The sequence below is a fragment of the Paraburkholderia sp. EB58 genome, from assembly GCF_050436665.1.
In the GTDB taxonomy this organism is placed as follows: domain Bacteria; phylum Pseudomonadota; class Gammaproteobacteria; order Burkholderiales; family Burkholderiaceae; genus Paraburkholderia.
On sequence record NZ_JBNDMQ010000010.1, the window covers coordinates 132,775 to 154,594 of the forward strand.

Genomic DNA, 21,820 nt, shown 5'->3' on the forward strand with positions numbered 1-21,820 from the left:
CGCCGATCCACAAGGAGGCAAGACTATGCGTGAAGTACGTTGGGCATCGGAGGAGGGCGACGGCGTCGAACATCTGGTGTTCGAGGCAGGTGACGAGGGTTTCTTCGTCGAGAGCGCCGTTGTCGGGCAGCGCTATGGGAAGGGCTACGGGCTTTACTACCGGGTGCGCTGTGATCCGCGCTGGCACGTCACTTACGCGTTCCTCAAAATCATGGGTGGCGGCGAGCTGGAGCTGCACAGCGACGGTGACGGTCATTGGCGCGATGGCCAAGGCGCGACGCTCGGTGCCATCGACGGCTGCACCGACATCGATATTGCCGCAACGCCGTTCACCAATACACTGCCCATCCGCCGTCTGCAACTGGCCGAAGGCGAGCGCCAGCCGATCGAGGTGGCGTACATCTCGACGCCGGACCTGCAGGTGACGCGTGTCCAGCAGGCCTACTCGTGTATCGCATTGAACCGCGAATATCGCTATGAAGGGATCTTTCGTAACTTCAGCGCCAACATGACCGTGGACGAAGATGGCCTGGTCATCGACTACCCTACGCTCTTCACGCGCTTGCCGCGAACGCGCTGACGCCTGTTGCCGGGCTAAGCGGGGGATGCTGGGCGGCGAAACGGTCGATCCTGGCGGCAATGCCTACGGGGTCGCGCAAGACGACCCAGTGGCCGGCGTCGATCGGCTCGCGTGCATAGTCGCCAAGCCATTTTTCGAGTCCGAGCGAGAGCGCAGGTGCCACGTATCGGTCACGCAGGGGCACGATGAATTGCACCGGCGCATGGGCGCGGCGTGCACGTGGATGAAACAACTGGTCGATAAAGTTGGCCCGGTAGAGGTTCAGACCGTTGATCGCGTTGCGCAGCTGGTCCGGATCTCGCTCAGCGCGCACGTGCTCGGAGAGGCGCAACCACAGGGGCCAGCCACGGGCAACGCCCCCGCGCCATGCGAGTTCCGGCAAGAGCGGCAGATGAAACAGGAAGATGTACCAGGACCTCAGTGTTTGCCGCAGACCGCTCGCTAACGGCCGCGCGGCACGCTGCCCGGAGGATGGCCCGCCTTGGCCGCGCAAACCGAGTGCGGCATGGTCGAGACTCGGGCCGGAGATCGACGTGAACGAGGCAATGCGGCCTTCGAACGCAGCGCTGGTGACGGCTTCCCAGCTCTGGATCGATCCCCAGTCGTGGCCTACCAGATGAAACGCCCAGCCAGCGCAGGTGGCGTCGGCCACGGCAGCGAGATCGGCGGCGAGCCGTTCGAGACGATACCCGTCCCGGCGAGGCGGCGCATCCGAAGCGCCGGCGCCGCGCACGTCATAGGTGATCACGCGATAGCGCCCGTCGAGTTGCGCCCGCAGCGGCTCCCAGACCGCGGCCGAATCCGGATAGCCGTGCACGAGCACCATTGGCGGCGCGTCGCGCGGTCCGCTGATGTACACCGCAAGGCGGACGTCGCCGACGTCGACGACAAGCGCGTCGCGGATCATGCGGCCGCCCGCACGCCGCGGCGGCTTGCTTTTAGCGCGGCAGGGTTGGCGGCATTGGCCGAATCGACCGCGGCGACAAGACCGTCGATGCGCGCCAGTTGTGCACGATTATCGTGATCCCAAGGGTGGTAACTGGGTTTGAAAAAGCGCAGCCATTCCAGTGCGATGCCTGGGAATACGCCGTGCCTCGGTCCGTAGAGGAATTTGACGACCCGCCACATGCCGCGCAGATGGCCGCCGCGTTTGCGATCGGCGATCAGGAGGCGCACGTGGTAGTCGAATACGATCAGCCAGAACACCAGCGTGACGGTCAGCATGGTGCCGGTGCGCAGCAGATAGCGCGCGAGACCGGGCTTGACCACGGTGTTCCACACGTCGAATGAAACCGCCTTGTGTTCGGTCTCTTCGAGCGCATGCCAGGTCCACATCTGCGCATAGCCTTCGACCGATCCACCCACGCGGGTATCGTCCTCCAGCAACAGGCCGGCCAGCATCGCGGTGTAGTGCTCGAGTGCGACGGTCATCGCCAGTTGGAACGACTTCGGCATCTTGCGATTGAGGTTGAGGAACATCCCGAGACGCCGGTCAAGCTTGTGCGCAGGAAGGCCCGCGTTCTGCAGCAGATCGTTGTACTCGATGTGCTCGCGGGTGTGCATCGCCTCCTGGCCGATAAATCCGAGCACCTGCTTTTTCAGCACCGGGTCGTGGATCCGGTCGCGGTAATTGCGCACACTGTCCATGAAGAAGCGCTCGCCCGCGGGAAACAGCAGCGAGAGCGCATTGAAAAAGTGCGTCACATGTGAACCCTGCTGATGCCAGTCGCAGGCACGCTCAGGTGGTAAAGCGAAACGAAGGTCGCGGCGAACGGGCATCATGGCCTTTCTCCTTATGATCCTTATGGTCCTTATGATCCTTATGGTCCTTATGGTCCTTATGGTGCTGACAGTGCTAATGATGCTGATGATGCTTGTGAGTTACGCGCGCCGTCCGGCAGCTTCCGCCGCGCGGGCGCGCTTGTGCGCAATGCGTTGCATGCGGCGCGTTTGCATCACGACGAGCGTCTGATAGGCGGCCGGCAGCGTGCGGGCGAGCCAGTCGGCGGCACGCGCGTCGCGGCCGATCAGCACGCGCCGCCTGTTTTTGCGCACGCCGTCGAGAATCACGCGCGCGGCTTCATCGGCGGTCGTAATGAAGAGCTTTTCGAAATCGTCCTTACCTTGCTGTTCGCTCTCGATCATGAAACCAACCATATTCGAGGCGATCCGGCTCGATTGCGCGATGCTGGTGCGGATGCCGCCCGGATGCACGCAGGTAGCCGACACGCCGCATTTCATCAGGTCGAGCTCCTGGCGCAGTGCCTCAGTGAAACCGCGCACGGCAAACTTGGTGGCGTTGTAGTCGCTCATGCCTGGTTGTGCGAACAGACCAAACACGCTCGACGTGTTGACGATATGCCCGGCGCCCGAAGACTTGAGATGCGGCAGAAACGCCTTCGTGCCATGTACGACGCCCCAGAAGTTGATGCCGACAATCCATTCGAGATCGGTGTACTCCATCCCGTCGATCGTGCTCGACAGTGCAACCCCCGCGTTGTTGAACACGAGATTCACGCAACCGTGCTGGGCTACAGTCTCGGCGGCCCAATCGAACATGGCCGCGCGATCCGCCACGTCGAGCACACGCGTTGTCACGCGCAGCGGCGCGCCGACGATCTGCGGCGCCGCGCCCTGCGCGAGCTCCGCTGTTTCGGCGAGGCTCTTAGCGTTGCGGTCCGCGAGCGCCAGATGGCAGCCTTCGCGTGCCAACTGGACGGCCAGCGAGCGGCCCATGCCTGAACCTGCTCCGGTAATCGCGGCAACCCGGTCTGTGAAACTTTTCATTGCGTTTCTCCCATGCTCCCTGAGCGGTGCCTTGTTGTTTTGTCTGTCTGTGAAGCCGGTGTGATCGATTGCATGCTCCGAGCGCTGGCCGCGTCTCAAGTCACCTCGGCCGACGACGGAGCCGGTGTGCCGCCCTGCATCGCAGCGGTAGCGTGCGCTTCCGGCGCTGCATTCGGCTGTCCGGCAGGCGCATAGGCGAAGTAGTCGTCCATGCTGAACGTGCTGGTGGCCTGGCGGAAACGAAACGCAAAGCCGGGCCACAGCGTGGTGTTCTTGCCGGTTTTCGGATCGAGATACCAGCTCTTGCAGCCGCCGGTGGACCAGATTGCGCGGCCGAGCGTTTGCTGGATCTGCTCGTTGTAGGCGCGTTCGACCTGTGGCAGCACTTCGATTGCAGCGGTTCGTTCGGTCTTCATGGTCTGCAGGGCACGCAGGATGTATTCGACCTGCGACTCGATCATGTAAACCATCGAATTATGGCCAAGCCCGGTGTTCGGGCCGACGATCATGAAGAAGTTCGGATAACCAGGTAACGTGGTGCCGAGGTAAGCATGCGCACCGTCGCGCCATGTATCGACGATATCGACACCGCCTTTGCCTAGCACCACACCGCGTGGGAACGGATCGGCGACCTGGAAGCCGGTGCCGAAGATCACGCAGTCGGCGGGATGGCGCACGCCGTCGGTGGTGATCACCGCATCTTTTTCGACGCGTGCAATCCCGCTCGTCACGACCGAGACGTTCTGGCGCGACAGAGCAGGGAAGTAGTCGTTCGAAATCAGGATGCGCTTGCAGCCCATGGTGTAATCGGGCGTAAGCGTGGCCCGCAACTGCGGATCGGGCACCTGACGGCGCAGATGACGCAGTGCGATTTTTTGCGCGCTCTTCATCAACGAAGGATGTACCGCAAAGCCGAACGCCCGTGATTCCAGCATGCAATAGAGACCCGCACGCATCATCTTCTGGGTGAGCGGCAGATGCCGGAACAACCACTGTACGAGCGGCCTCACCGCGCGGTCAGCTTTCGGCATGATCCACGGTGGAGTGCGCTGAAACAGATTCAGTTGCGCGACGCGCGGTGCGATCTGCGGCACGAACTGGATCGCGCTCGCGCCGGTGCCGATCACGGCGACGCGTTTTCCTTCGAGCGAATAGTTGTGGTCCCATTGCTGTGAGTGGAAGGTCTTGCCCTTGAAGCTGGCAACACCCGGGATGTCCGGTAGGGCCGCACGGGACAGGCCGCCCATGCCCGACACCAGCACGCGCGCCGACCACTGCTGGCCATTGGCGAACAACATTTGCCAGCGATGGCGCGTCTCGTCATAGGTGGCGCTGACCAGTTCGTGTCCGAAGCAGATATGCCGCGAGTCGGCCTTTTCGGCGACCATAAAGTCGGTCATGCCGGCCTGCCGGAGCCGGATCGCCATGCCGAGTCCGGCAAAGCCCGAACCGATAATCGCGACTTCGGTCTCGAGGGGCGCCAACGCGTCGGGGGGCATGTGCGTGCGTTCATCCGATCCGTCTCCTATTTTCCACTCTTAACTGTGACATTGAGTAATGTAACGATAGGGGCTGAGATCGAATCACGCAAGAAGCGGTTTAGATTGCTGACTCTATGGAGGCGGGGAGAGAAGCGGGCGGGGTGTGGCCGGGAGGCCGTTGGGAGAGGCCGCGAGAGCCACTGCGCGGCCGGGGCGCCATTCCACTATGCGGAATAGCGCCAGAGTGAAACCGAGGAAACGACAAAAGCAGCTGCCGCTTCCTTTACTGTGTGACGGCCCGCGCCACGGCAACTGCGCGCACAGGTGCCGGTTCGCTCGCTTCGCTGCTCTGCACGATATGCAACTCGCGCGTGCGTACCGGCAAGCCGCATTGCGCATCGTTGAGCGTCTGGCGCACCTGGCGCGCGAGATCCCAGCGCATATCCCAGAACACATCGATATTCGCCCATACGCGGACGTTGAGCACCACCGTGCTGTCGTCGAAGCGGGTCACCATGACTTGCGGCGCGGGTTTCTGCAGCGCGCGCGGGTCGGAGGCGGCGAGGGCGCGCAGCGCACCCAGTGCGTGATCGACGTCGTCACGCACGGAGATTTCCACTTCCAGATCCAGACGGCGGGTCGGATTGCGGTTGTAGTTGCGAATCGAATTGCTCCACAGCGCGCTATTCGGCACGTATTCGCAGATGCCGTCGGATTTGGTGAGGCGCGTTGTGAACAGACTGATTTCTTCGACCGTGCCTGCGACGGTGCCCGTACCGGCTTCGATCGAATCGCCCACCTTGAAGGGCCGTAACAGCAACAGCATGATGCCGGCCGCGATGTTCTGCATCGTGCCTTGCAGCGCGAGTCCGATCGCGAGACCGGCAGCGCCGAGCACCGCGACGATGCTGGCCGTCTGGATGCCCAGTTGCGATAGCGCACCGATGATCGCGACCACGCGAATGCCCCACAGGCTGGTGTCGCACAGGACGGGGCGCAACGTGGCGTCCATGCGCGACTGACGGGTGAGCAGGCGGTTGAGCGAGCGCGAGATGCGGCGTGCGACCCACCAGCCAACCACGAGGATCAGCGCGGCGGCGCACAGGTGCATTGAGATGGTGGTGAGCGCATCCCAAAGGAAGGTCCACCGGTTCGGGTGGATCTCAGCGAGAAGATTCTGCATGGCCTTGACGGTCCTTGTTTTCAGGCGACGGCGCGCATGGCGCCGCGCGGTGGTTCAAAAGAGGCAATGGGTGCCGGCGCGCTCGCACGAGGCAAGCGCTACGCCGCAGCGGCGGGGCAACCCGAAAACGACGCTGTAAAGCGTGCGGAGAAGGGACCGCTTCGAAAAGGTAAAGTTCTACCGATACAACGTTTTTGACAATCAGATTGGCTGGAATGCGCGCTGCGGGACGCACATGATACCGGCTCGCAGATGGGCTGTTATGACCCCGTCACCCCTGGAAGGGAACATGGAGGGTGGAGCGAGATAGCGGAGTTGCGTCGCAGGGAGGCAGAAATTTATTTTGGAGCACGAATGAACCAGGTTGGCTCGGCTTCGTGCTCCGCTTCGTACGCTATTGGACGCTTATTTCGTCGCCAGACTCGCCACCAGTTCGCTGTTTTGCCAGACATTGTCCCGCACTGTGATCTTTTGCGGAATCAGATGCGCGCCGTAGAAAGCGTCCGCGACGCCCTGTTGTGAACGGACGATCTCGTCGGTCACTGCAGTGGTGCCGTAGGGGGAGCGGCGCACCCAGGTCTCGACCAGTTTCTGATCGAGGCCCACCTTCGGTGCAATCAGCGCGGCGGTTTCGTCGGGATGCTGGTTGACCCATTGGCCTGTCGTGCGCAACTGGCCGAGAAGCGCGCCGATGATATCGGGACGTTGCTGGGCGAAGTCACGAGTCGCCTCATAAAAGCTATGCGCCGTGTCGACGTTCGAATAGTCGGCCAGTGTGCGGGCCTTCAGCGCTCCCTGCGCGGCGGCATAGTAAGGATCCCAGATGACCCACGCATCGACGTCACCGCTTTCGAACGCGGCGCGAGCGTCCGCAGGCGGCAGATAGACCGGCCGGATATCCTCGTAGCGCAAGCCCGCCTTCTGCAGGACTTCGAGCAGCAGGAAGTTCGCGCTCGAGCCTTTTTGCAGCGCGACACGTTTGCCCTTCAGGTCGGCTATCGCCTGTAGCGACGAGTCGGACTTGACGATGACCGCCTCGGTATGACGTCCCTCCGGTTCCGCGCCCACATATACGAAGTTGACGCCGCCCGCCTGCGCAAACACCGGTGGCGGCGCTCCCGTATAACCGAAGTCGATACTATTCGCGTTCAATGCTTCGAGCAGTTGCGGGCCGGCCGGAAACTCGAACCATTTCACGCTGTAGCCGAGCGGCTTGAGCTTCTGCTCGAGTGAGCCTTGTGCTTTCAGGACCGCGAGCAAGCCGGCTTTCTGATAGCCGATGCGCAACACCTTGCTTGTGGCGCTGCTGGTCTCCTGGGCGAAGGTGTTGCCGGCGGGCAGCAGCGTCAATGAGGTGAACGCGGCCAATGCGATGAACGTGGTCAACGCTCTACGGGTGGCGAGACGTGCGCGGCCGTCAGGTTTGCTGGTCATTCAGGAGTCTCCATGCGTGCGGTCGATGCAGCAGCCGGGCTCGTTCATTCCACGCGTCCTCGCGTGTTGTATGTCGGCACTGCTGTAATGACGTTGCGGCTGCGGTGAAAGGATCGTCGCATGGACGTGCCGTAGCGCAAACCAAGCAATGGAGCTTTGGATATGACGCGCATGAAGGAGCCGGTCTGCTGCGCGTGACAGGAGTGACCGCAGGAATAACAGCGAGAACGACTACGGGACTTACTTTTTAGCTTTTGTCCGCTCTGCGCGGGCGTCGCGTGCCGTTTTCGCCTCAGCCTCGGTTGACACCGGCGGTGTGCCCTCGTGCGTGCTGCCGAGCTTTTCCAGGATTCCCGCGACGCGGTCGCCGAGGTAGTCGCCGGACGCTTCTTCGAGCGCACGGTTCATCTCCGTTTCGACCAGCACCATCGCCAGTGGCCGGACCCGCCAGATCGCCTCGACCAGCGCCGGCACGTCGGCAGGCGGCGGCAGCGCGCCGGCGTCGTAGCGGTCGAGCTGGCGCACGACCAGGTCGACCATTGCCTTGGCGACGGCATTGAAATGTGGACGCGAGATCCGCACGGCGTCGAGCAGATCGGCGAGCGGAATGCCTTCATGCGCCATGGTGGCGCCGGCCGACAGCGCCGCAGGACTATTGGCGACGAACGACAGGCCGTTGCGCTCGAGCAGGCCCAACTCGACCGCTTTGGACAACGCGCCCGGCGAGGCCTTGTCGCCGAACATCTTTAGCAGTTCGACCGGCGAGTACTTTTTCGGCCGTTCACGCGACCAGCGGCTGCCGATGGCCGTTTCCAGCCCGAGAATCGAGCGCAGGTCGTGGCCTTCGTCGACGGCCTTGATCAGGTCCTGGATGTTGGCGAGCGTGTAGCCGCGCGCCAGCAGGTGATTGATCAGCTTCAGCCGCGATACGTGGGTATCGTCGTACACGCCGACCCGGCCACGTTTTTCCGGCGGCGCTAGCAGGCCGCGGTCCTGATAGGCGCGTACGTTTCGCACGGTGCTGTCCGTCACCCGAGCGAGTTCGTCGACGGTGTATTCGTTGCGCGGCGCGGCCGGCGTTGGGGACGGAGAGGGGGGCGTTTTCGGCATGGGGAGATTTTAACGCGTGACGAACCAGGCCAGCCGCTCGTCCGGCAACGCCGCGTCTCCCACGCCCAAGGTACGCTGGGACTCAGCTCTGCGAACAGACGTCCGGCTTCTACGCTTGAGGCGGACGGGGTTTGTGGTGCGTAGCCGCATGCTTCGGCTTGGCCTTGGGATGAGCGCCCGACGACGGGCGCGCATTCGTGGCATGAGGCGTGGTCTGGCCTTCACCAAACGTAAAGGTCTGCGAGGTTTGCGCATACGCGCTGACGGACAGCAACAGCGCCGCGCACCCCAGACAGGTCGAAAGCTTCATGGATCCTCCTTCTGAACGAGCCCGTGAGCATACCGCAATGCGCCGGACAGCCGTCCGTTCCGGTTCGAGCTATCAGCCGCTTTGCGCAGGAAACACCGGTTCGCCCAGCGTCAGCATCAGCCGGTTCGCCCACGCGAAAATGGCGATCGCATGCGTCAGGTCGAGAATCTCCGGCTCGGTGAACCCATATGCTTCGAGCCGTTTGATGGCTTCGGCATCCACAGCTTCGGGATGCTCGGTCAACTCGATCGCGTTGCGGATGATGGCCCGTTCACGCTCGGTCGTGCCGGCGCTGGCGGGATCCTCGAAAACCTGCTCGATGGCGTCCGTGCGCTTCGCCAGTTGTCCGAAGCGTTGCGCGTGCACCGACGCGCAATACACGCAGCCATTGATACGAGAAACCACGGTGCTCGCCAGTTCGCGCTCCGCACGCGGCAGCCCGCCCGGGAATACGCCCAATGGCGGCAGCGTGCAATTCGACGGACGCGATGTCACCGGCGTGCAGCCGGACGTACTCGCGGGGCTGGGTCTTGCGCGCACGTTTCAGCAGGGAGGCGGGAGAGGGCAGACACGCGAGGGGCTCACACCGCTCGCACGCTGCTACGCAGTTGGCCGCACCGGTACCGGCACAGTCCGCGCAAATCGCCGCGCCCCCGCCACACACGCCACCACCATCACCGTCACGACGATCATCACCGGCGGCACCTGCTCATGCAGTAGCACGCCGGCCAGCACGAGCCCAAAAAACGGCTGCAGCAACTGCAACTGTCCGACGCTGGCAATGCCGCCCAACGCGAGCCCTCGGTACCAGAACACAAAGCCGATCAGCATGCTGAAGAGCGACACGTACGCGAGCCCCCACAGCGCGGCCTGACTGACGCCTTCAAACGAAGCCGGCCACGCCCACCACGTGAGCGGCACCATCACCGGCAGCGAGAGCACCAGCGCCCACGAGATCACCTGCCAGCCACCGAGGTGCCGCGACAGTCGGGCACCTTCCGCATAGCCGAGCCCGCACACGACGATCGCGGCCAGCATCAGGGCATCGCCGAGCGGCGATGCATGCAGCCCGTCGCGCACCGCAAACGCGACGACCGCGCAGCTGCCGAGCGCTGAAAACAGCCAGAACGCCGGCTGCGGACGCTCGCCGCCGCGCAGCACGCCGAAGATAGCGGTGGACAGCGGCAGCAGGCCAATGAACACAACCGCATGAGCCGAGGTGATATGGCGCAACGCGAGGGCGGTCAACAACGGAAAGCCGACCACCACGCCCAGCGCGACGATGAGTAAAGGCAGCAAATCGCGCCGCGCCGGGCGCGTCTCGCGAAACACGAGCAGCAGAATGAGCCCGAGCGTGCCCGCAATCGTCGCGCGCGCCACGGTCAGGAAGATCGGATCGAGCCCCTGCACGGCGATGCGTGTGGCGGGCAGCGACCCGCTGAAGATCAGCACACCGAGTAAACCGCTCACCCAGGCACTCGAGGCGCGACTATGGCCGGGGCCGCCGTCTATGGACTTTTGCATCGAGATTTCCATCCGCGCGATTAAACCGCCACCATGCTCCTGGGCGGCTAAAAGTGTAAGCTACGGATCAGTACAATTCGTGCAAACTGTACCGAACGTGGAGCAGTACAGATGGTAGAAAGCAGCAGAGACAATCCGGGGTACATTTCGTCGTCGCGCACCCGCGTTGAAGTCGTGATGGACGCATTGCGCGAACGCATTGCGAGCCGCTCGCTGATGCCCGGCGCCCGCGTGCCGTCGATCCGGGTCATGACGGAGACGCTTCGCGTGTCGAAATCGACGGTGGTCGAAGCCTATGACCGGCTGGTCGCGGAAGGCGCCATCGTCGCGCGGCGCGGCTCGGGGTTTTTCGTCTCCGGCCATGCGCCGCCGCTCGCGCTGGCCGATCTGGGCCCGCGTCTGGACCGTCAGGTCGACCCGCTGTGGCTCACGCGGCAATCGCTCGAAGCCGGGCAGAAGGTGCTCAAGCCTGGCTGTGGCTGGCTGCCGGCGTCATGGTTGCCGGAAGACGGCGTGCGGCGTGCGCTGCGCGCAGTGGCGCGTGACCCGCATGCCGCGCTGGCCGATTACGCCACGCCGCCTGGCTTGCCCGCACTGCGCCAGCAACTCGCCTGGCGTCTTGCCCAGCATGGCGTCGACGCGCCGCCCGAGCAGATCATTCTGACCGATGGCGGCACCCATGCGCTCGATCTCGTGTGCCGCTTTCTGCTCGAACCGGGCGACACCGTGCTGATCGACGATCCGTGCTACTTCAACTTTCAGGCGTTGCTGCGCGCCCATCGCGCTCGCATCGTCAGCGTGCCGTACACGCCATCCGGACCGGACCTGGCGAGCTTCGAGCGGGCGCTGATCGAGCACCGCCCGCGCCTCTATGTGACCAACTCGGCCATTCACAATCCGACCGGCGCGACATTGGCGCCGGCGGTCGCGCATCGCCTGCTGAAGCTGGCTGGCGAGCACGACCTGCTGATCGTCGAGGACGACATCTTCGCCGACTTCGAAGACGAAGCCGCGCCGCGTCTGGCCGCTTTCGACGGGCTCGCGCGAGTGGTGTCGATCGGCAGTTTTTCGAAGACGCTCTCGGCGGCCGTGCGCTGCGGCTTCATCGCGGCACGCGCCGACTGGATCGAACCGTTGATCGACCTGAAGCTCGCGACCTCGTTCGGCAACGGCCAACTGGCAGCGAGTGTGGTGCATCGCCTGCTGGTGGACGGCACGTACCGGCGGCATCTCGAAGGCCTGCGCGCGAAACTGGCCGACGCGATGGGCGAAACCATCCGGCGCCTCACGCAAGCGGGCCTCGAGGTGTGGACCCGGCCGCGTGCAGGCCTTTTCGTCTGGGCACGGTTACCCGCTGAACTGGATGCGGCAGAGATTGCGCGGCACGCGCTGGCGGACAACGTGGTGTTGGCGCCGGGCAATGTGTTCAGCGCTGCGCAATCGGCGGCGGGGTTCTTGCGCTTCAACGTTTCGCAGTGCAACCGGCCGAAGGCCTACGAAGCGCTGCAGCGCGCGATGGATCTTGCGCAGTTGCCCGTTTGAGGCTACACCTCAGCGTGCTCAGACGGCTGGCGCTGAGCACGGCAGCGAGCGCCACATTAGGCGCCCGCAGATGGACTCCGAGCGGACTCATTTACACAGCATCAGCACCCGCGCTTCATCCGTGCAATTCGACTTCACAGGCGCTTTTTCCGCGGTTTGCGCGGGCGCCGGGGTCGTTGTGCCGGCCTCACGACGGGCGACGCAGGCACGCAGATGCTTTTCCACCGGCCCGTAGTATTGCCAACCTTTGCCGAGACTGGGCAATTCCATCTTTACCTGCTTCCACTTCGGATGACCGTGCTCCTGCAGGTTATCGAAGTTCGTACACAGCGACTCGGCGAAGCGATCGAGATTGACGATCGTATCGCGCAACCCGTAATCGTAGGTGACGAGGAAGGCCTTCACGGTGAAGGTCGGCACGTCTTCCTTCAACCAGTTCGGATAGCTGGCCGTGTGAATGATGGCCGGAAAGTAGGTCTGTTTTGCGCGCGCGGTTTCGGGTGCGTTGGGATCGACACGCAGCAGGCGCAACTGCTGCAGCAGCTCGGGGTTCATGTCGGTAAACAGCTTGGCGGGCTGGCCGACCACGATCACTGCCACATCGATCTTCTTGACGATCAGCGCGGCGAGCGCGTCCTCGTTGCTGAAGTGTTGAACGTTCTGATCGGGAATTGGCTGGCCGAACATCAGGTGATAGATGGTGTTGGCGGACTGCGCCGTGCCGCTGCCGAGCAGGCCGACGCTAATGTTCTTGTCCTTGATCTCGTTGATGGTCTTGATCGGTGAGTCGGCGCGCACGACGAAATTGATCTCTTCGTCGTAGAGCGGCATGATGAGCCGCAAGGGCCGGATCGCCTGGCCCGCATCGGCATTGCCGGCGTTGGCCATGTCGACGTAGGCCTGATAGACGTCCGACTGCACGAGCGCGAGCTTGACGCCTGGCTCAAACCGCATGCGCTGGACGTTCTCCGCCGATCCCTTCGACGGCATGACTTCGAGGTCGATGCCGACCGGCTCGGCCACCCATTTCGCCAGATCCGCGCCAATCTGAATATAGGTGCCGCGTTCGGGTCCGGTGACGATCTTGTAGTGCGCATTGTCGGCAAGCGCGATTGAAGACACCAGCATCAATCCGAGCCACCCCGCCAGCATTGTCTTGAGCATGGTCGTTCCACCTATCGGTCTGGTTTGAATAGGCTTCGCGCGGTGAGCCGCGACGAAGCATCGGTGAGTCGGTTCTGCAACTTCCAGATATTGCGTCTTGCGAGGTGCCTAAAACTTGCGGTCGGACTTGCGCGATTTGCCGGCCGCTCAGAGGGTCGCTCAGTGGGCCGCTCAATGAGCGGGCGCCGCCGCCGATGCCGGCGAGTTTCGCCAGCCGGACTCCGAGATAGCGCGTACCTGTGCATCGACGCCGCCAGGGGCGGCAGGCGCTACCTGAGTGGCCGGAGCGGGCTGTGAGGGCTGAGGGACCTGGGCAACAGGGGCGGCTTTCGGAGGCGGCGCGGCATGACTGCCGAGCGGCGCCCAACCGGTTGCGACGATCGCCTGTTGCAGTAGCGACTTCGCCTGGGGACTGCCGTTATCGATCGCGAGGGCGTCGCTGGCGCTGTGTTGCACACAGCCCCACAAGTGGTCCTTCATGCATACGTTCGCCGTTTGCAGTGCGGCGTCGCGGCGTTGCTCGAGCGGCCTGAGTTCGCTCTGGACCGTGCGCGCATCGGCGTTGTCGGGTTCCATCGAGAACGCTGCGTTTAGCGCCGCTTGAGCGCCCGACAGGTCATGGGCGTCTGCGTACGTATGCGCGGCGCGCAGGCTTTCGGGCAAATCTCGATAGTGCGGGACGACGACCGGCGGGGCCACCACCGGCGTGGGGACGGCGGATGAATTGATGGCCCCCGTGCTGGCTCGCGTGTTCGTTGTCTGATCCGGCGTGTACGGCGCAATGGAGCCTGCCGTTGATCGGGTGTCCTGCTCATCGTAAGCCGGCGTACTCGTGTGATGATCGCGGAGTAGCGTATATCCGCCATACCCTAGTATGACGACGCCAAGCACAATCAACCCGCGCGTGAGCAGCCCGCGCGAACCCACGGAGGCACTGACCGGCACATGACCCAGTTGAGGCACCGGTGTATTCGGTGACGCGAGTTTCTGCACGGCCAGCTTGCGTTGGGTATCCGCCTGCAGCGGACGGTGCAGCGGGCCATCCGCCCCTGCAAGGCGCGCATGCGCGGGCGTCGCGAGCGGAGCAGGTACGCCGCAGTAAGGACATAGATCGGCGTGCTGATACAACGCACCACCGCAACGTTTGCACGGCGCGGGATAACTCTGGTCAGGAGTATTTTGGGCGGACATGCGGTAACCCACCTGCGATAGGCTATGCCGATACGGCATGCTCCAGATCGTGGTCGAGGCAGCGTGCAATCGCTGCGTGAATCACGATCCACATGCGCTGGAGTTCAGCGTTCGCCACAGAAAAAATGACGACGCTGCCATGAACAATATGTGAGCTTTCGAGGTGAACGTCAATCGACGATCGCACCTACCAAGTGTGGTACACCGCACATAACGACGGGCGAACTGCGGCACATGTCGGCAGAACGAACGAAAGGGGAATTTTTTGCATCCTGCGCCGCGGCGCGAGACCGGCGAGGAGTTTGTCTGGATGAAGCGCTTAGCGAAGCCGGCCACGATGAATGCGGCTTCGCACATTGCAGCACTCAATGCTTGCGCAGCGGATGGTCCTTGAGCAGCCAGGCAAGCGCGAATGCCAGCACAACCACGCATGAGGCGGACAAATAGACCGTGTGCAGTGCGCCGGCAAAGGCCTGCAAATATTCGTCGTGCAATACCGCGGGCAACTGGTGGATAGCGGCCGGCCCGAGCGAGTGCGGCAGCTCGGTGTCGGGCGGAATCAAGGTTTGCAGGCGGGACGCGAGGCCGTTCGAAAACACCGCACCGAAGCCTGCGACGCCCACCGAACCGCCAATGGAGCGGAACAGAGTGGCGCCCGATGTGGCGACACCCATATGCCTGAACTCCACCGTGTTCTGTACGGCGAGAATCAACACCTGCATCACCATGCCGAGACCCAGGCCCAGCAGGCCCATGTACAGATACATCACATGAATCGGTGTGGAGATCTGCAACCGCGCGAGCATCGTCATCGCCACGGCGACGAGGAACGTGCCGCCGATCGGGAACATTCGGTATTTGCCGATCTTGCTGATCACGCGTCCCGTGATCACCGACATCACCAGCAAGCCGCCCATCATCGGCAGCATCTGCATGCCGGCCTCGGACGGCGTCGAACCTTTGACCACCTGCAGATAGAGCGGGATGAACGTCACCGAGCCGAACAGCGAGACGCCAATGATGAAACCGATCAGGCTGCTCAGCAGAAACGTGCGCTGTTTGAAAAGTTCGAGCGGCATGATGGGCTCGACTGCGCGCTGTTCTTCGTAAATGAAGCCGCCGATGCAAACGAATCCCATCACGAGCGTGAACCACAGTTGCGGCGACGACCACGGCAGGATCGTGCCGCCCTGGCTCGTGAACAGGATGATGCAGGTGAGTGCGCCCGCCAGAAATGCGGCGCCCATGTAGTCGATGGTGTGCTTGATATGCGCGGTGTGCGGTTTGAACACTGCACCGATCACGGCCAGCGCGAGCAGGCCGAGTGGCAGGTTGATGTAGAAAATCCAGCGCCATGACAGATGCTCGACCAGAAAGCCGCCGAGTAGCGGACCGATTACGGTGGCCAGACCAAACACGCCGCCGAATACGCCCTGATAGCGGCCGCGCTCGGCAGGCGGGATCACGTCGGCGATGGCCGCCATGGTGACCACCAGCAGGCCGCCGCCGCCGAGACCCTGCAGGGCGCGCAGCACGATCAGCTGGGCCATGTTTTGCGCAATCCCGCACAGCGCGGAGCCGACGAGGAACAGCACGATGGCCGCCTGCAGCACGATCTTGCGACCGAACAGGTCGCCGAACTTGCCATAGAGCGGCACGACGATGGTCGAGGTCAGCAGGTACGCGGTGACGACCCACGACAGGTTGTTGAGCCCGCCGAGTTCACCGACGATGGTGGGCAACGCCGTCGAGACGATGGTCTGGTCAAGCGCCGCGAGCAGCATCACCAGCAGCAGTGCCGGAAACAGCAGGCGAAGCGGCGGATGCTCCGCGCCTGTCGCGAGCTCCGCTGGGGTGGTGGTACGTTGATCCATGGAATGGGGACCTGTCGAACGGTGTGAAGCGTGTATGGAATGTGTTGAAATTAATTAACTAGGAGATTAATATATGCCACATCAGCCAATCAGTCAAATGGAAAGGAAATGACCACTGCATCGTCCGATCAGCGCACGCCGAAAGCGGGCGCAGCGGGGGCAAAGAAAAAGGCCGAGCGGGCAGCGGGCTCCGCGCCTGCCTCCAAGGCCTCCAAGGCCGCCCAGGCCGCTCACGTCGCGACGGCTGCCGCAACAGCGGACGCGGCTACTGCGCCACTTGCCGCGCGGCGGCCCGGCCGGCCCACCGGCAGCGCACGCGGGCCGGAGCAGCGCGCCCGGCTGCTCGACGCAGCGCTCACGTTGTTTGCGCGCCAGGGCATCGTCGATACGACGCTTGGCGCGATAGCCCGGGAGGCGGGTTTCACGCCGGCGATGGTGCATTACTACTTCAAGACGCGCGACCAGTTGCTCGACGTACTGATCGACGAGCGGTTCCTGCCGTTGCGCGCGGCTATCGGCGGCGCGTTCGAGGCCAATCCGGACGATCCGGTGGCTGCGATTACACAACTGGCGCGTGGGATGGTGGCGGTCGCGGTCGAAAATCCGTGGTTTCCGCCTTTGTGGGTCCGCGAGGTCATCAGTGAGGGTGGGCTGTTGCGCCAGCGTATGCACGAGCGCTTCGGGCACACCCATCACAAGGCCTCACTGGCGCGGATCGAGCAGTGGCAGAAAGAGGGGCGCGTCAACGCGGACCTGGAGCCGTCGCTGGTGTTTCTCACGCTGCTGGGTTTGACCATCCTGCCGCTTGCCACTTCGAAAATGTGGCGCAACGATCCGGTGCGGCGCAGTTTGACTCCCGACGACATTGCGCGCCACGCGGTGGCGTTGCTGGTGCACGGGCTCGCGCCGCACCGCGGGACGCGCTAGAACAGCCGCTCAGTCCGCCTGTTGTGTACGCAGCTGGGATGGGCCTGCTGTCGTCGTTCTGCGCAACTGGGCGATGCTGGCTGCTTCGACCGCGGCCGCCTGGTTACCCCAACTGCTACGGATGAAGGTCAGCACGTCGGCAATCTGCTGATCGTCGAGACGCCAGCCGAAGTCGGGCATGGCGAGCGGCGTGGGCGAAGTCGAGGTGGACGGCATGCGCGACCCGCTGAGTACGATATGGATCAGCGAGGTGGGGTCGTCGGACGTGACGACGGGGTTGCCGGCAAGAGACGGGAACGTATGGGGTGCGCCGGCGCCATCCGAACGGTGACAGGCGTTGCAGTTGTCGAGATACACGTGAGCGCCCCGCACCTGCAGATCGCCGTTGCGCAGTGCGAGTGCCGTCGCCTCCTCCGTACCGCGCGCGGCTGCGACGGTGCCTTGCGTGGTCTGAGCCTCCGCGTCCGTCTGTGTGGCCGCGGCGGCGCCACGCGACGCACTGTTGCCGGGCAGAGCCTTCAGATACTCGGCGATCGCCTTGAGATCGGCGTCGCTCAGGTACTGTGTGCTGTCGCCGACCACTTCCGTCATTGCGCCAAACGCTGCAGTGTGTGCGGTGCGCCCGGACTTCAGGAATAACACGATGTCCTCTTTCGACCAGCCGGCGAGGCCTGTGTCGAGCGCCCCTGTCAGCGTGGGCGCATTCCAGCCTGCTAGCGTGGCGCCGGCGAGGTAGCGGTCGCCGGCCGCGTCGTACTCGTTGAGCGCTTCCTCCTCTCCGGTGATGCCGTGGGGCGTATGGCATGCCCCGCAATGTTCCAGGCCCTGAACCAGATAAGCACCGCGATTCCATTCGACGCTGCGGGTCGCATCATTCCAGTACGGTCCATCATGCTTGAGGTACAGCAGATTCCAGCCGATCATCAGCGCCCGCATGTTGAACGGAAACGGTAGTGCGTTCGCATGGTTGGCCTGGTTCACCGGTGCCACTCCATGCATGAAGTAGGCGTAGAGCGCTTGCATGTCGTCCTGCGACAGGATGCGGAAGGACGGATACGGCATGGCCGGATAGAGATGCCCGTTGCGTTTGGACTTGCCTTCACGCAAGGCACGCTCGAAATCCTCGAAACTGTACGTGCCGATTCCGCTCGCCTTGTCGGGGGTGATGTTAGTCGAATAGATCGTGCCGAACGGTGTGCTCATTGGCAGGCCGCCGGCAAACGGCTTGCCGCCTGCTGCTGTATGACAGGCGGCGCAATCGCCGGCGCGGGCAAGGTAGGCGCCCCGATGCAGGCGCGCATCCTGGGATGCCGGCGGGCTGGCTGCCACAGCATCGGCGGCCGCCGCTTCGCGCACAGCCTGCGCCGGAGCGTTGCCAACTGCGAACAGAAGCGCGAGCGATACGGTAGCCGCGCAGGCTGACAATGCGTGGGGACGTGGGAATGATGTTTTCATGTGTGCGTCCTCGTCAAACGGCAACCAGTGCGCCGGGATGTTTCAGGTACCGCGTGCGAATGGCGTGAGCAGCCCAATAGGCCAGCGCGCCGACCGTGGCAGTTGGGTTGTACGAAAAGTTTTGCGGGAATGCGCTGGCGCCGAGCACGAACACGTTTGGCACGTCCCAGCTTTGCAGGTACGGGTTGACGACGCTCGAATCGGGGCGCGCACCCATGATCGCGCCGCCGGTGGTGTGGGTCGTCTGATACGGTCGCACGTCGTATTGATCGCCGATGTGCTTCGTCTTCACCACCAGCTGTTTCGATTTCATCGCACGCCCAATCTAAGCCGCCTGAGCGGTTGTGTACTGCGACATGCGGATGTCGTTGTCTTTCCAGTTGAACGTCATGCGCAGCAGCGGCTGGCCGAAGGCATCGCGATAGGTCGGATCGAGATCGAGGAAATTGTCGCGGTAGGACATCACCGAGCCTTCGGTGCCGATCGACATCGTATGCAGGTAGTTTTCTTTCATTGCCGCTTTCCAGCCGCTTCCCCAAGCGGGTGTGCCAGGCGGCAGGGCTGTTTGCTGGATGGGCCGCCCGCCGGTGAGATTGACGGCGGTGTAGGCGCCGCCGACGAAGCCAAGCGGTCCGTGATCGAAGTTGTCGCCATTGAAATTGTCGACCGCCTGGCCGCCTGCGCCAGCGCCGGCGAACGGATTCAGATAGACGTCCTGGTCGAAGAAGAGCGAAACACTGCCGTTCATCTGGTATGCGAAGTTCTTGCCGACCGTGCCGTTGCCGGTCAGCGGATCGTAGGGCTGGCCGATCTTCGAGAGCAACAGCAGGCGCACGTTGTGCATCTGGAAGGCACTCAGGATGACGAGATCGGCAGGCTGTTCCACTTCCCGGCCTTGCGCATCGATGTAGGTCACGCCGGTCGCCTTCTTGCCGGTCGAGTCGAGGTTGACGCGTATGACTTGCGTCTGGGTACGCAAGCGGAAGTTGGGTTTCTTGATCAACGCCGGGATCAGCGTGGTTTGCGGCGAGGCCTTCGAATACATATAGCAGCCAAAGCGCTCGCAATAACCGCAGAAATTGCACGGGCCGAGCTGCAGGCCGTAGGGATTCGTATAGGCCTGCGAAGCGTGGGAGGCAGGTGAAGGGAACGGGTGATAGCCGAGCGAGCGTGCGGCATCGGCAAACATCGCCGCGGCGAGGTTGTCTTTTAGCGGCGGTAGCGGATACTCGCGCGAGCGTGGGCTCTCGAACGGATTGCCGCCTTCGACGATGGCTCCGCCGAGGTTGCCTGCCTTGCCGGAGGTACCGCAGACATACTCGAACTTGTCGTAGAACGGTTCGAGTTCGTGGTAGGTCACGCCCCAATCCTGGACTGTCATGTCCGCCGGGATGAAAGCCTTGCCGTAGCGTTCTTCGTAGTGGCTGCGTAGCACGAGGTCGCTCGCGGTGGCGCGCCAGTGCATGCCGTTCCAGTGGGCACCCGCGCCGCCCACGCCGTTGCCAAGCAGGAAGGAGCCGAGCTGGCGGTAGGGCAGTGCGTCGTCGCCGGGGGCGTGACGCACCGTGACGGTTTCGGTGGCGAGGTTCTGCATCAGGCCGAGACGCACGCCGTAGGCGAGTTCGTCGGCGATCTTCGGATAGGCGAAGTCGGGGTACGTGTCGCGCGCCGGACCGCGTTCGAGAGCGAGCACGTCCAGCCCGGCTTCGGTCAGTTCCATGGCCATGATGGCGCCTGTCCAGCCGAAACCGACCAGCACGGCATCGACCGGTTTGTTCTTGATCGCTGTCATCTCAACTCTCCTCGCCCGAGATACCGACCGGACCGTAGGGGTAAGGTTTGTTCTGCCCGACGAACTCGAGAAAGTCTGCACGGGCACCGGGAAAGCCGATCATCTTCCAGCTTGCTGCGCCCTTGTTGCCGCCATGGATCGGGTCGGCCAGATAGCCTTCAATGGTGTTGGCCCGCAGGAAATCGAAGAAGGATTTGGCGTCGACGCTTTCAAACCGCAGCGCGCCTTCGTCGAGTTGATGCAGCACCGCATCCTGAACCGCGAACGGCAGGGCGGCGAAGTCCTTTCCCTCGAGCTGACGGCAATGCTCGTTGGTCGCGGCAATGCCAAGCCGATAGACCTCGCGCGGCGTCAGTCGCGATTGATAGCCGAATAGAGGACTGGCGCTGCGGAAGGGGCCTTGCATGTACCAACGTGCCGCGTGCCCGAATTCGCTCTCCATTTGCCGGTCGATAAAGACCGGCACGTCGAGTTCAAGCGCACCGGGCCCGTTATCATCGTTGGGAATGAGTACTGCGACGGCGGCGCGTAAGAAAGCCCATTCCTCCGCGTTGAAGTAGCGCGGTGTATGAGAATTTTTAGGAGGCGACGCGGAGCCGGAACTGCCAGTGGGCGAGGTGCTGCTGGAGGATTGTTGCGGCTCGCACGCGCCGAGGCTGACGGCGGCGGGCAGCAGTAGCGCTGATTTGAACATGAAACGACGCCGCGGGTTGGGTAATGCGTCGTATGTTTCGCCAAAGTTGAAATGCTGTTTCTTTCTTTCCATCGCACTTACCGATCGGTTGAAGAACGATAAGGTAGAGATGCCGGCTGCATGTGAAGTTCAATTGTTTACAGTACTAAATATTTACCATTAAATTTCAATAATAAGATGGACTCCATATTAAAAACGAAATTCCCGGCCTACACGGGAGGCAGGCGGAGTCGATCCATTATTTTGAAATAAAGGCAGGCGTGTCGATGCACGTCTGAAAGCAACAGAAAGGGCGAGTGAAAGAGCCCGCCGCGGCTCAGCCGCGAAGGTCCGCTTCGGCTATGCGTAGCATGGCGTCCGCCGCCTGCAGCAACTCAGCGGCGCGCTGCGCCTGTCCTGCGGCTTCGGCAGTAGCGAGAAAACCCGTCATCCAGAGCGAGCTGTAGAAGTAGATAGCCCGATGTGCGTCCCGTGACGGAGCCGCGCAGCGAATCAGCTCTTCTCCGTAGAAACGTCCGGCCGCGCCGACATCGGCCGCGATGTGCGCGAGCGTGGTGCCGATCGTCATCGAGGGGTCGCCATAGCAGACGAAGTCGACATCGATGATGCCCTGCAAGTCACTGTGATCGACGAGCACATTGTTGACCGTCATGTCGTCCAGAAAGCAGATGGGACGCAACGAAGCGAAGTAGGGTTCGACGGAGCGGCGTATCGCACGCAAGCGTGATGAAATATCGGAGAGCGAATCGAAAGCTGAACGCAAGGCAGCGCG

General features: G+C 63.0%; 18 protein-coding genes and 2 pseudogenes. 3 read left to right on the top strand and 17 right to left on the bottom strand.

Annotated features, from left to right (window positions below; translation table 11 throughout):
* Positions 1-25: 25 nt before the first annotated feature.
* Positions 26-580, top strand: a complete 555-nt coding sequence (locus P3T40_RS17040) for a putative glycolipid-binding domain-containing protein (RefSeq protein ID WP_429268895.1) — start codon at positions 26-28, stop codon at positions 578-580.
* Here P3T40_RS17040 and P3T40_RS17045 read toward each other — a convergent pair.
* From P3T40_RS17045 to P3T40_RS17090, 10 genes and pseudogenes are all read right to left on the bottom strand, one after another.
* The gene (locus P3T40_RS17045; protein WP_429268896.1) at positions 555-1,487 is read right to left on the bottom strand and encodes an alpha/beta fold hydrolase; all 933 of its coding nucleotides are present in this window, start codon (positions 1,485-1,487) and stop codon (positions 555-557) included. The genes P3T40_RS17040 and P3T40_RS17045 overlap by 26 nt on opposite strands.
* Complete coding sequence (locus P3T40_RS17050; RefSeq protein WP_429268897.1) at positions 1,484-2,362, bottom strand: metal-dependent hydrolase; 879 nt, start codon at positions 2,360-2,362, stop codon at positions 1,484-1,486. Before P3T40_RS17050 ends, P3T40_RS17045 begins: the two co-directional genes overlap by 4 nt.
* Before the next feature lie 99 nt (positions 2,363-2,461).
* The gene (locus P3T40_RS17055; RefSeq protein ID WP_429268898.1) at positions 2,462-3,367 is read right to left on the bottom strand and encodes an SDR family NAD(P)-dependent oxidoreductase; all 906 of its coding nucleotides are present in this window, start codon (positions 3,365-3,367) and stop codon (positions 2,462-2,464) included.
* Between the two features lie 95 nt (positions 3,368-3,462).
* Positions 3,463-4,866, bottom strand: a complete 1,404-nt coding sequence (locus P3T40_RS17060) for a flavin-containing monooxygenase (RefSeq protein WP_429268899.1) — start codon at positions 4,864-4,866, stop codon at positions 3,463-3,465.
* 265 nt (positions 4,867-5,131) lie between these two features.
* Positions 5,132-6,031, bottom strand: coding sequence for a mechanosensitive ion channel family protein (locus tag P3T40_RS17065; protein WP_429268900.1), 900 nt, complete (start codon positions 6,029-6,031; stop codon positions 5,132-5,134).
* Between the two features lie 405 nt (positions 6,032-6,436).
* Positions 6,437-7,465: a sulfonate ABC transporter substrate-binding protein gene (locus P3T40_RS17070; RefSeq protein WP_429268901.1), complete on the bottom strand. Its 1,029-nt coding sequence runs from the start codon at positions 7,463-7,465 to the stop codon at positions 6,437-6,439.
* Between the two features lie 240 nt (positions 7,466-7,705).
* Positions 7,706-8,575 carry a MerR family transcriptional regulator gene (locus tag P3T40_RS17075; protein ID WP_429268902.1) on the bottom strand — a complete coding sequence of 290 codons (870 nt, stop codon included), beginning with the start codon at positions 8,573-8,575 and terminating at the stop codon, positions 7,706-7,708.
* A 109-nt stretch (positions 8,576-8,684) separates the two neighbouring features.
* The gene (locus P3T40_RS17080) at positions 8,685-8,885 is read right to left on the bottom strand and encodes a hypothetical protein (RefSeq protein ID WP_429268903.1); all 201 of its coding nucleotides are present in this window, start codon (positions 8,883-8,885) and stop codon (positions 8,685-8,687) included.
* A gap of 72 nt (positions 8,886-8,957) precedes the next feature.
* Positions 8,958-9,332 (bottom strand): annotated as a pseudogene (locus P3T40_RS17085) (peroxidase-related enzyme); the annotation flags it as partial.
* Between the two features lie 153 nt (positions 9,333-9,485).
* Positions 9,486-10,409, bottom strand: coding sequence for a DMT family transporter (locus tag P3T40_RS17090; protein ID WP_429268904.1), 924 nt, complete (start codon positions 10,407-10,409; stop codon positions 9,486-9,488).
* 111 nt (positions 10,410-10,520) lie between these two features.
* On the opposite strand from P3T40_RS17090, the gene P3T40_RS17095 reads away from it, so the two are divergent.
* Positions 10,521-11,951 carry a PLP-dependent aminotransferase family protein gene (locus P3T40_RS17095; RefSeq protein WP_429268905.1) on the top strand — a complete coding sequence of 477 codons (1,431 nt, stop codon included), beginning with the start codon at positions 10,521-10,523 and terminating at the stop codon, positions 11,949-11,951.
* A gap of 87 nt (positions 11,952-12,038) precedes the next feature.
* Here P3T40_RS17095 and P3T40_RS17100 read toward each other — a convergent pair whose 3' ends face one another.
* The 3 genes from P3T40_RS17100 to P3T40_RS17110 form a co-directional block, all read right to left on the bottom strand.
* Entirely contained in the window at positions 12,039-13,115 is a 1,077-nt protein-coding gene (locus P3T40_RS17100) for a TAXI family TRAP transporter solute-binding subunit (RefSeq protein WP_429268906.1), read from the bottom strand.
* Positions 13,116-13,286: 171 nt separating this feature from the next.
* Complete coding sequence (locus tag P3T40_RS17105; protein ID WP_429268907.1) at positions 13,287-14,306, bottom strand: zinc ribbon domain-containing protein; 1,020 nt, start codon at positions 14,304-14,306, stop codon at positions 13,287-13,289.
* Between the two features lie 365 nt (positions 14,307-14,671).
* Positions 14,672-16,180: an MDR family MFS transporter gene (locus tag P3T40_RS17110; RefSeq protein ID WP_429268908.1), complete on the bottom strand. Its 1,509-nt coding sequence runs from the start codon at positions 16,178-16,180 to the stop codon at positions 14,672-14,674.
* Between the two features lie 108 nt (positions 16,181-16,288).
* Here P3T40_RS17110 and P3T40_RS17115 point away from each other — a divergent pair, with 108 nt between their 5' ends.
* A complete protein-coding gene (locus P3T40_RS17115; RefSeq protein WP_429268909.1) occupies positions 16,289-17,107 on the top strand; it encodes a TetR/AcrR family transcriptional regulator in 819 nt (272 codons plus the stop codon).
* 9 nt (positions 17,108-17,116) lie between these two features.
* Here P3T40_RS17115 and P3T40_RS17120 read toward each other — a convergent pair whose 3' ends face one another.
* The 4 genes and pseudogenes from P3T40_RS17120 to P3T40_RS17135 form a co-directional block, all read right to left on the bottom strand.
* Positions 17,117-18,562 carry a c-type cytochrome gene (locus tag P3T40_RS17120; protein ID WP_429268910.1) on the bottom strand — a complete coding sequence of 482 codons (1,446 nt, stop codon included), beginning with the start codon at positions 18,560-18,562 and terminating at the stop codon, positions 17,117-17,119.
* Positions 18,563-18,575: 13 nt separating this feature from the next.
* Positions 18,576-20,354: pseudogene (locus P3T40_RS17125) on the bottom strand (GMC family oxidoreductase).
* Between the two features lies 1 nt (position 20,355).
* Positions 20,356-21,120 (bottom strand): gluconate 2-dehydrogenase subunit 3 family protein, encoded by a 765-nt coding sequence (locus P3T40_RS17130; protein WP_429268911.1) that lies wholly within the window; start codon positions 21,118-21,120, stop codon positions 20,356-20,358.
* Between the two features lie 244 nt (positions 21,121-21,364).
* Positions 21,365-21,811, bottom strand: a complete 447-nt coding sequence (locus tag P3T40_RS17135; RefSeq protein WP_429268912.1) for a phosphotransferase — start codon at positions 21,809-21,811, stop codon at positions 21,365-21,367.
* Positions 21,812-21,820 lie beyond the last annotated feature (9 nt).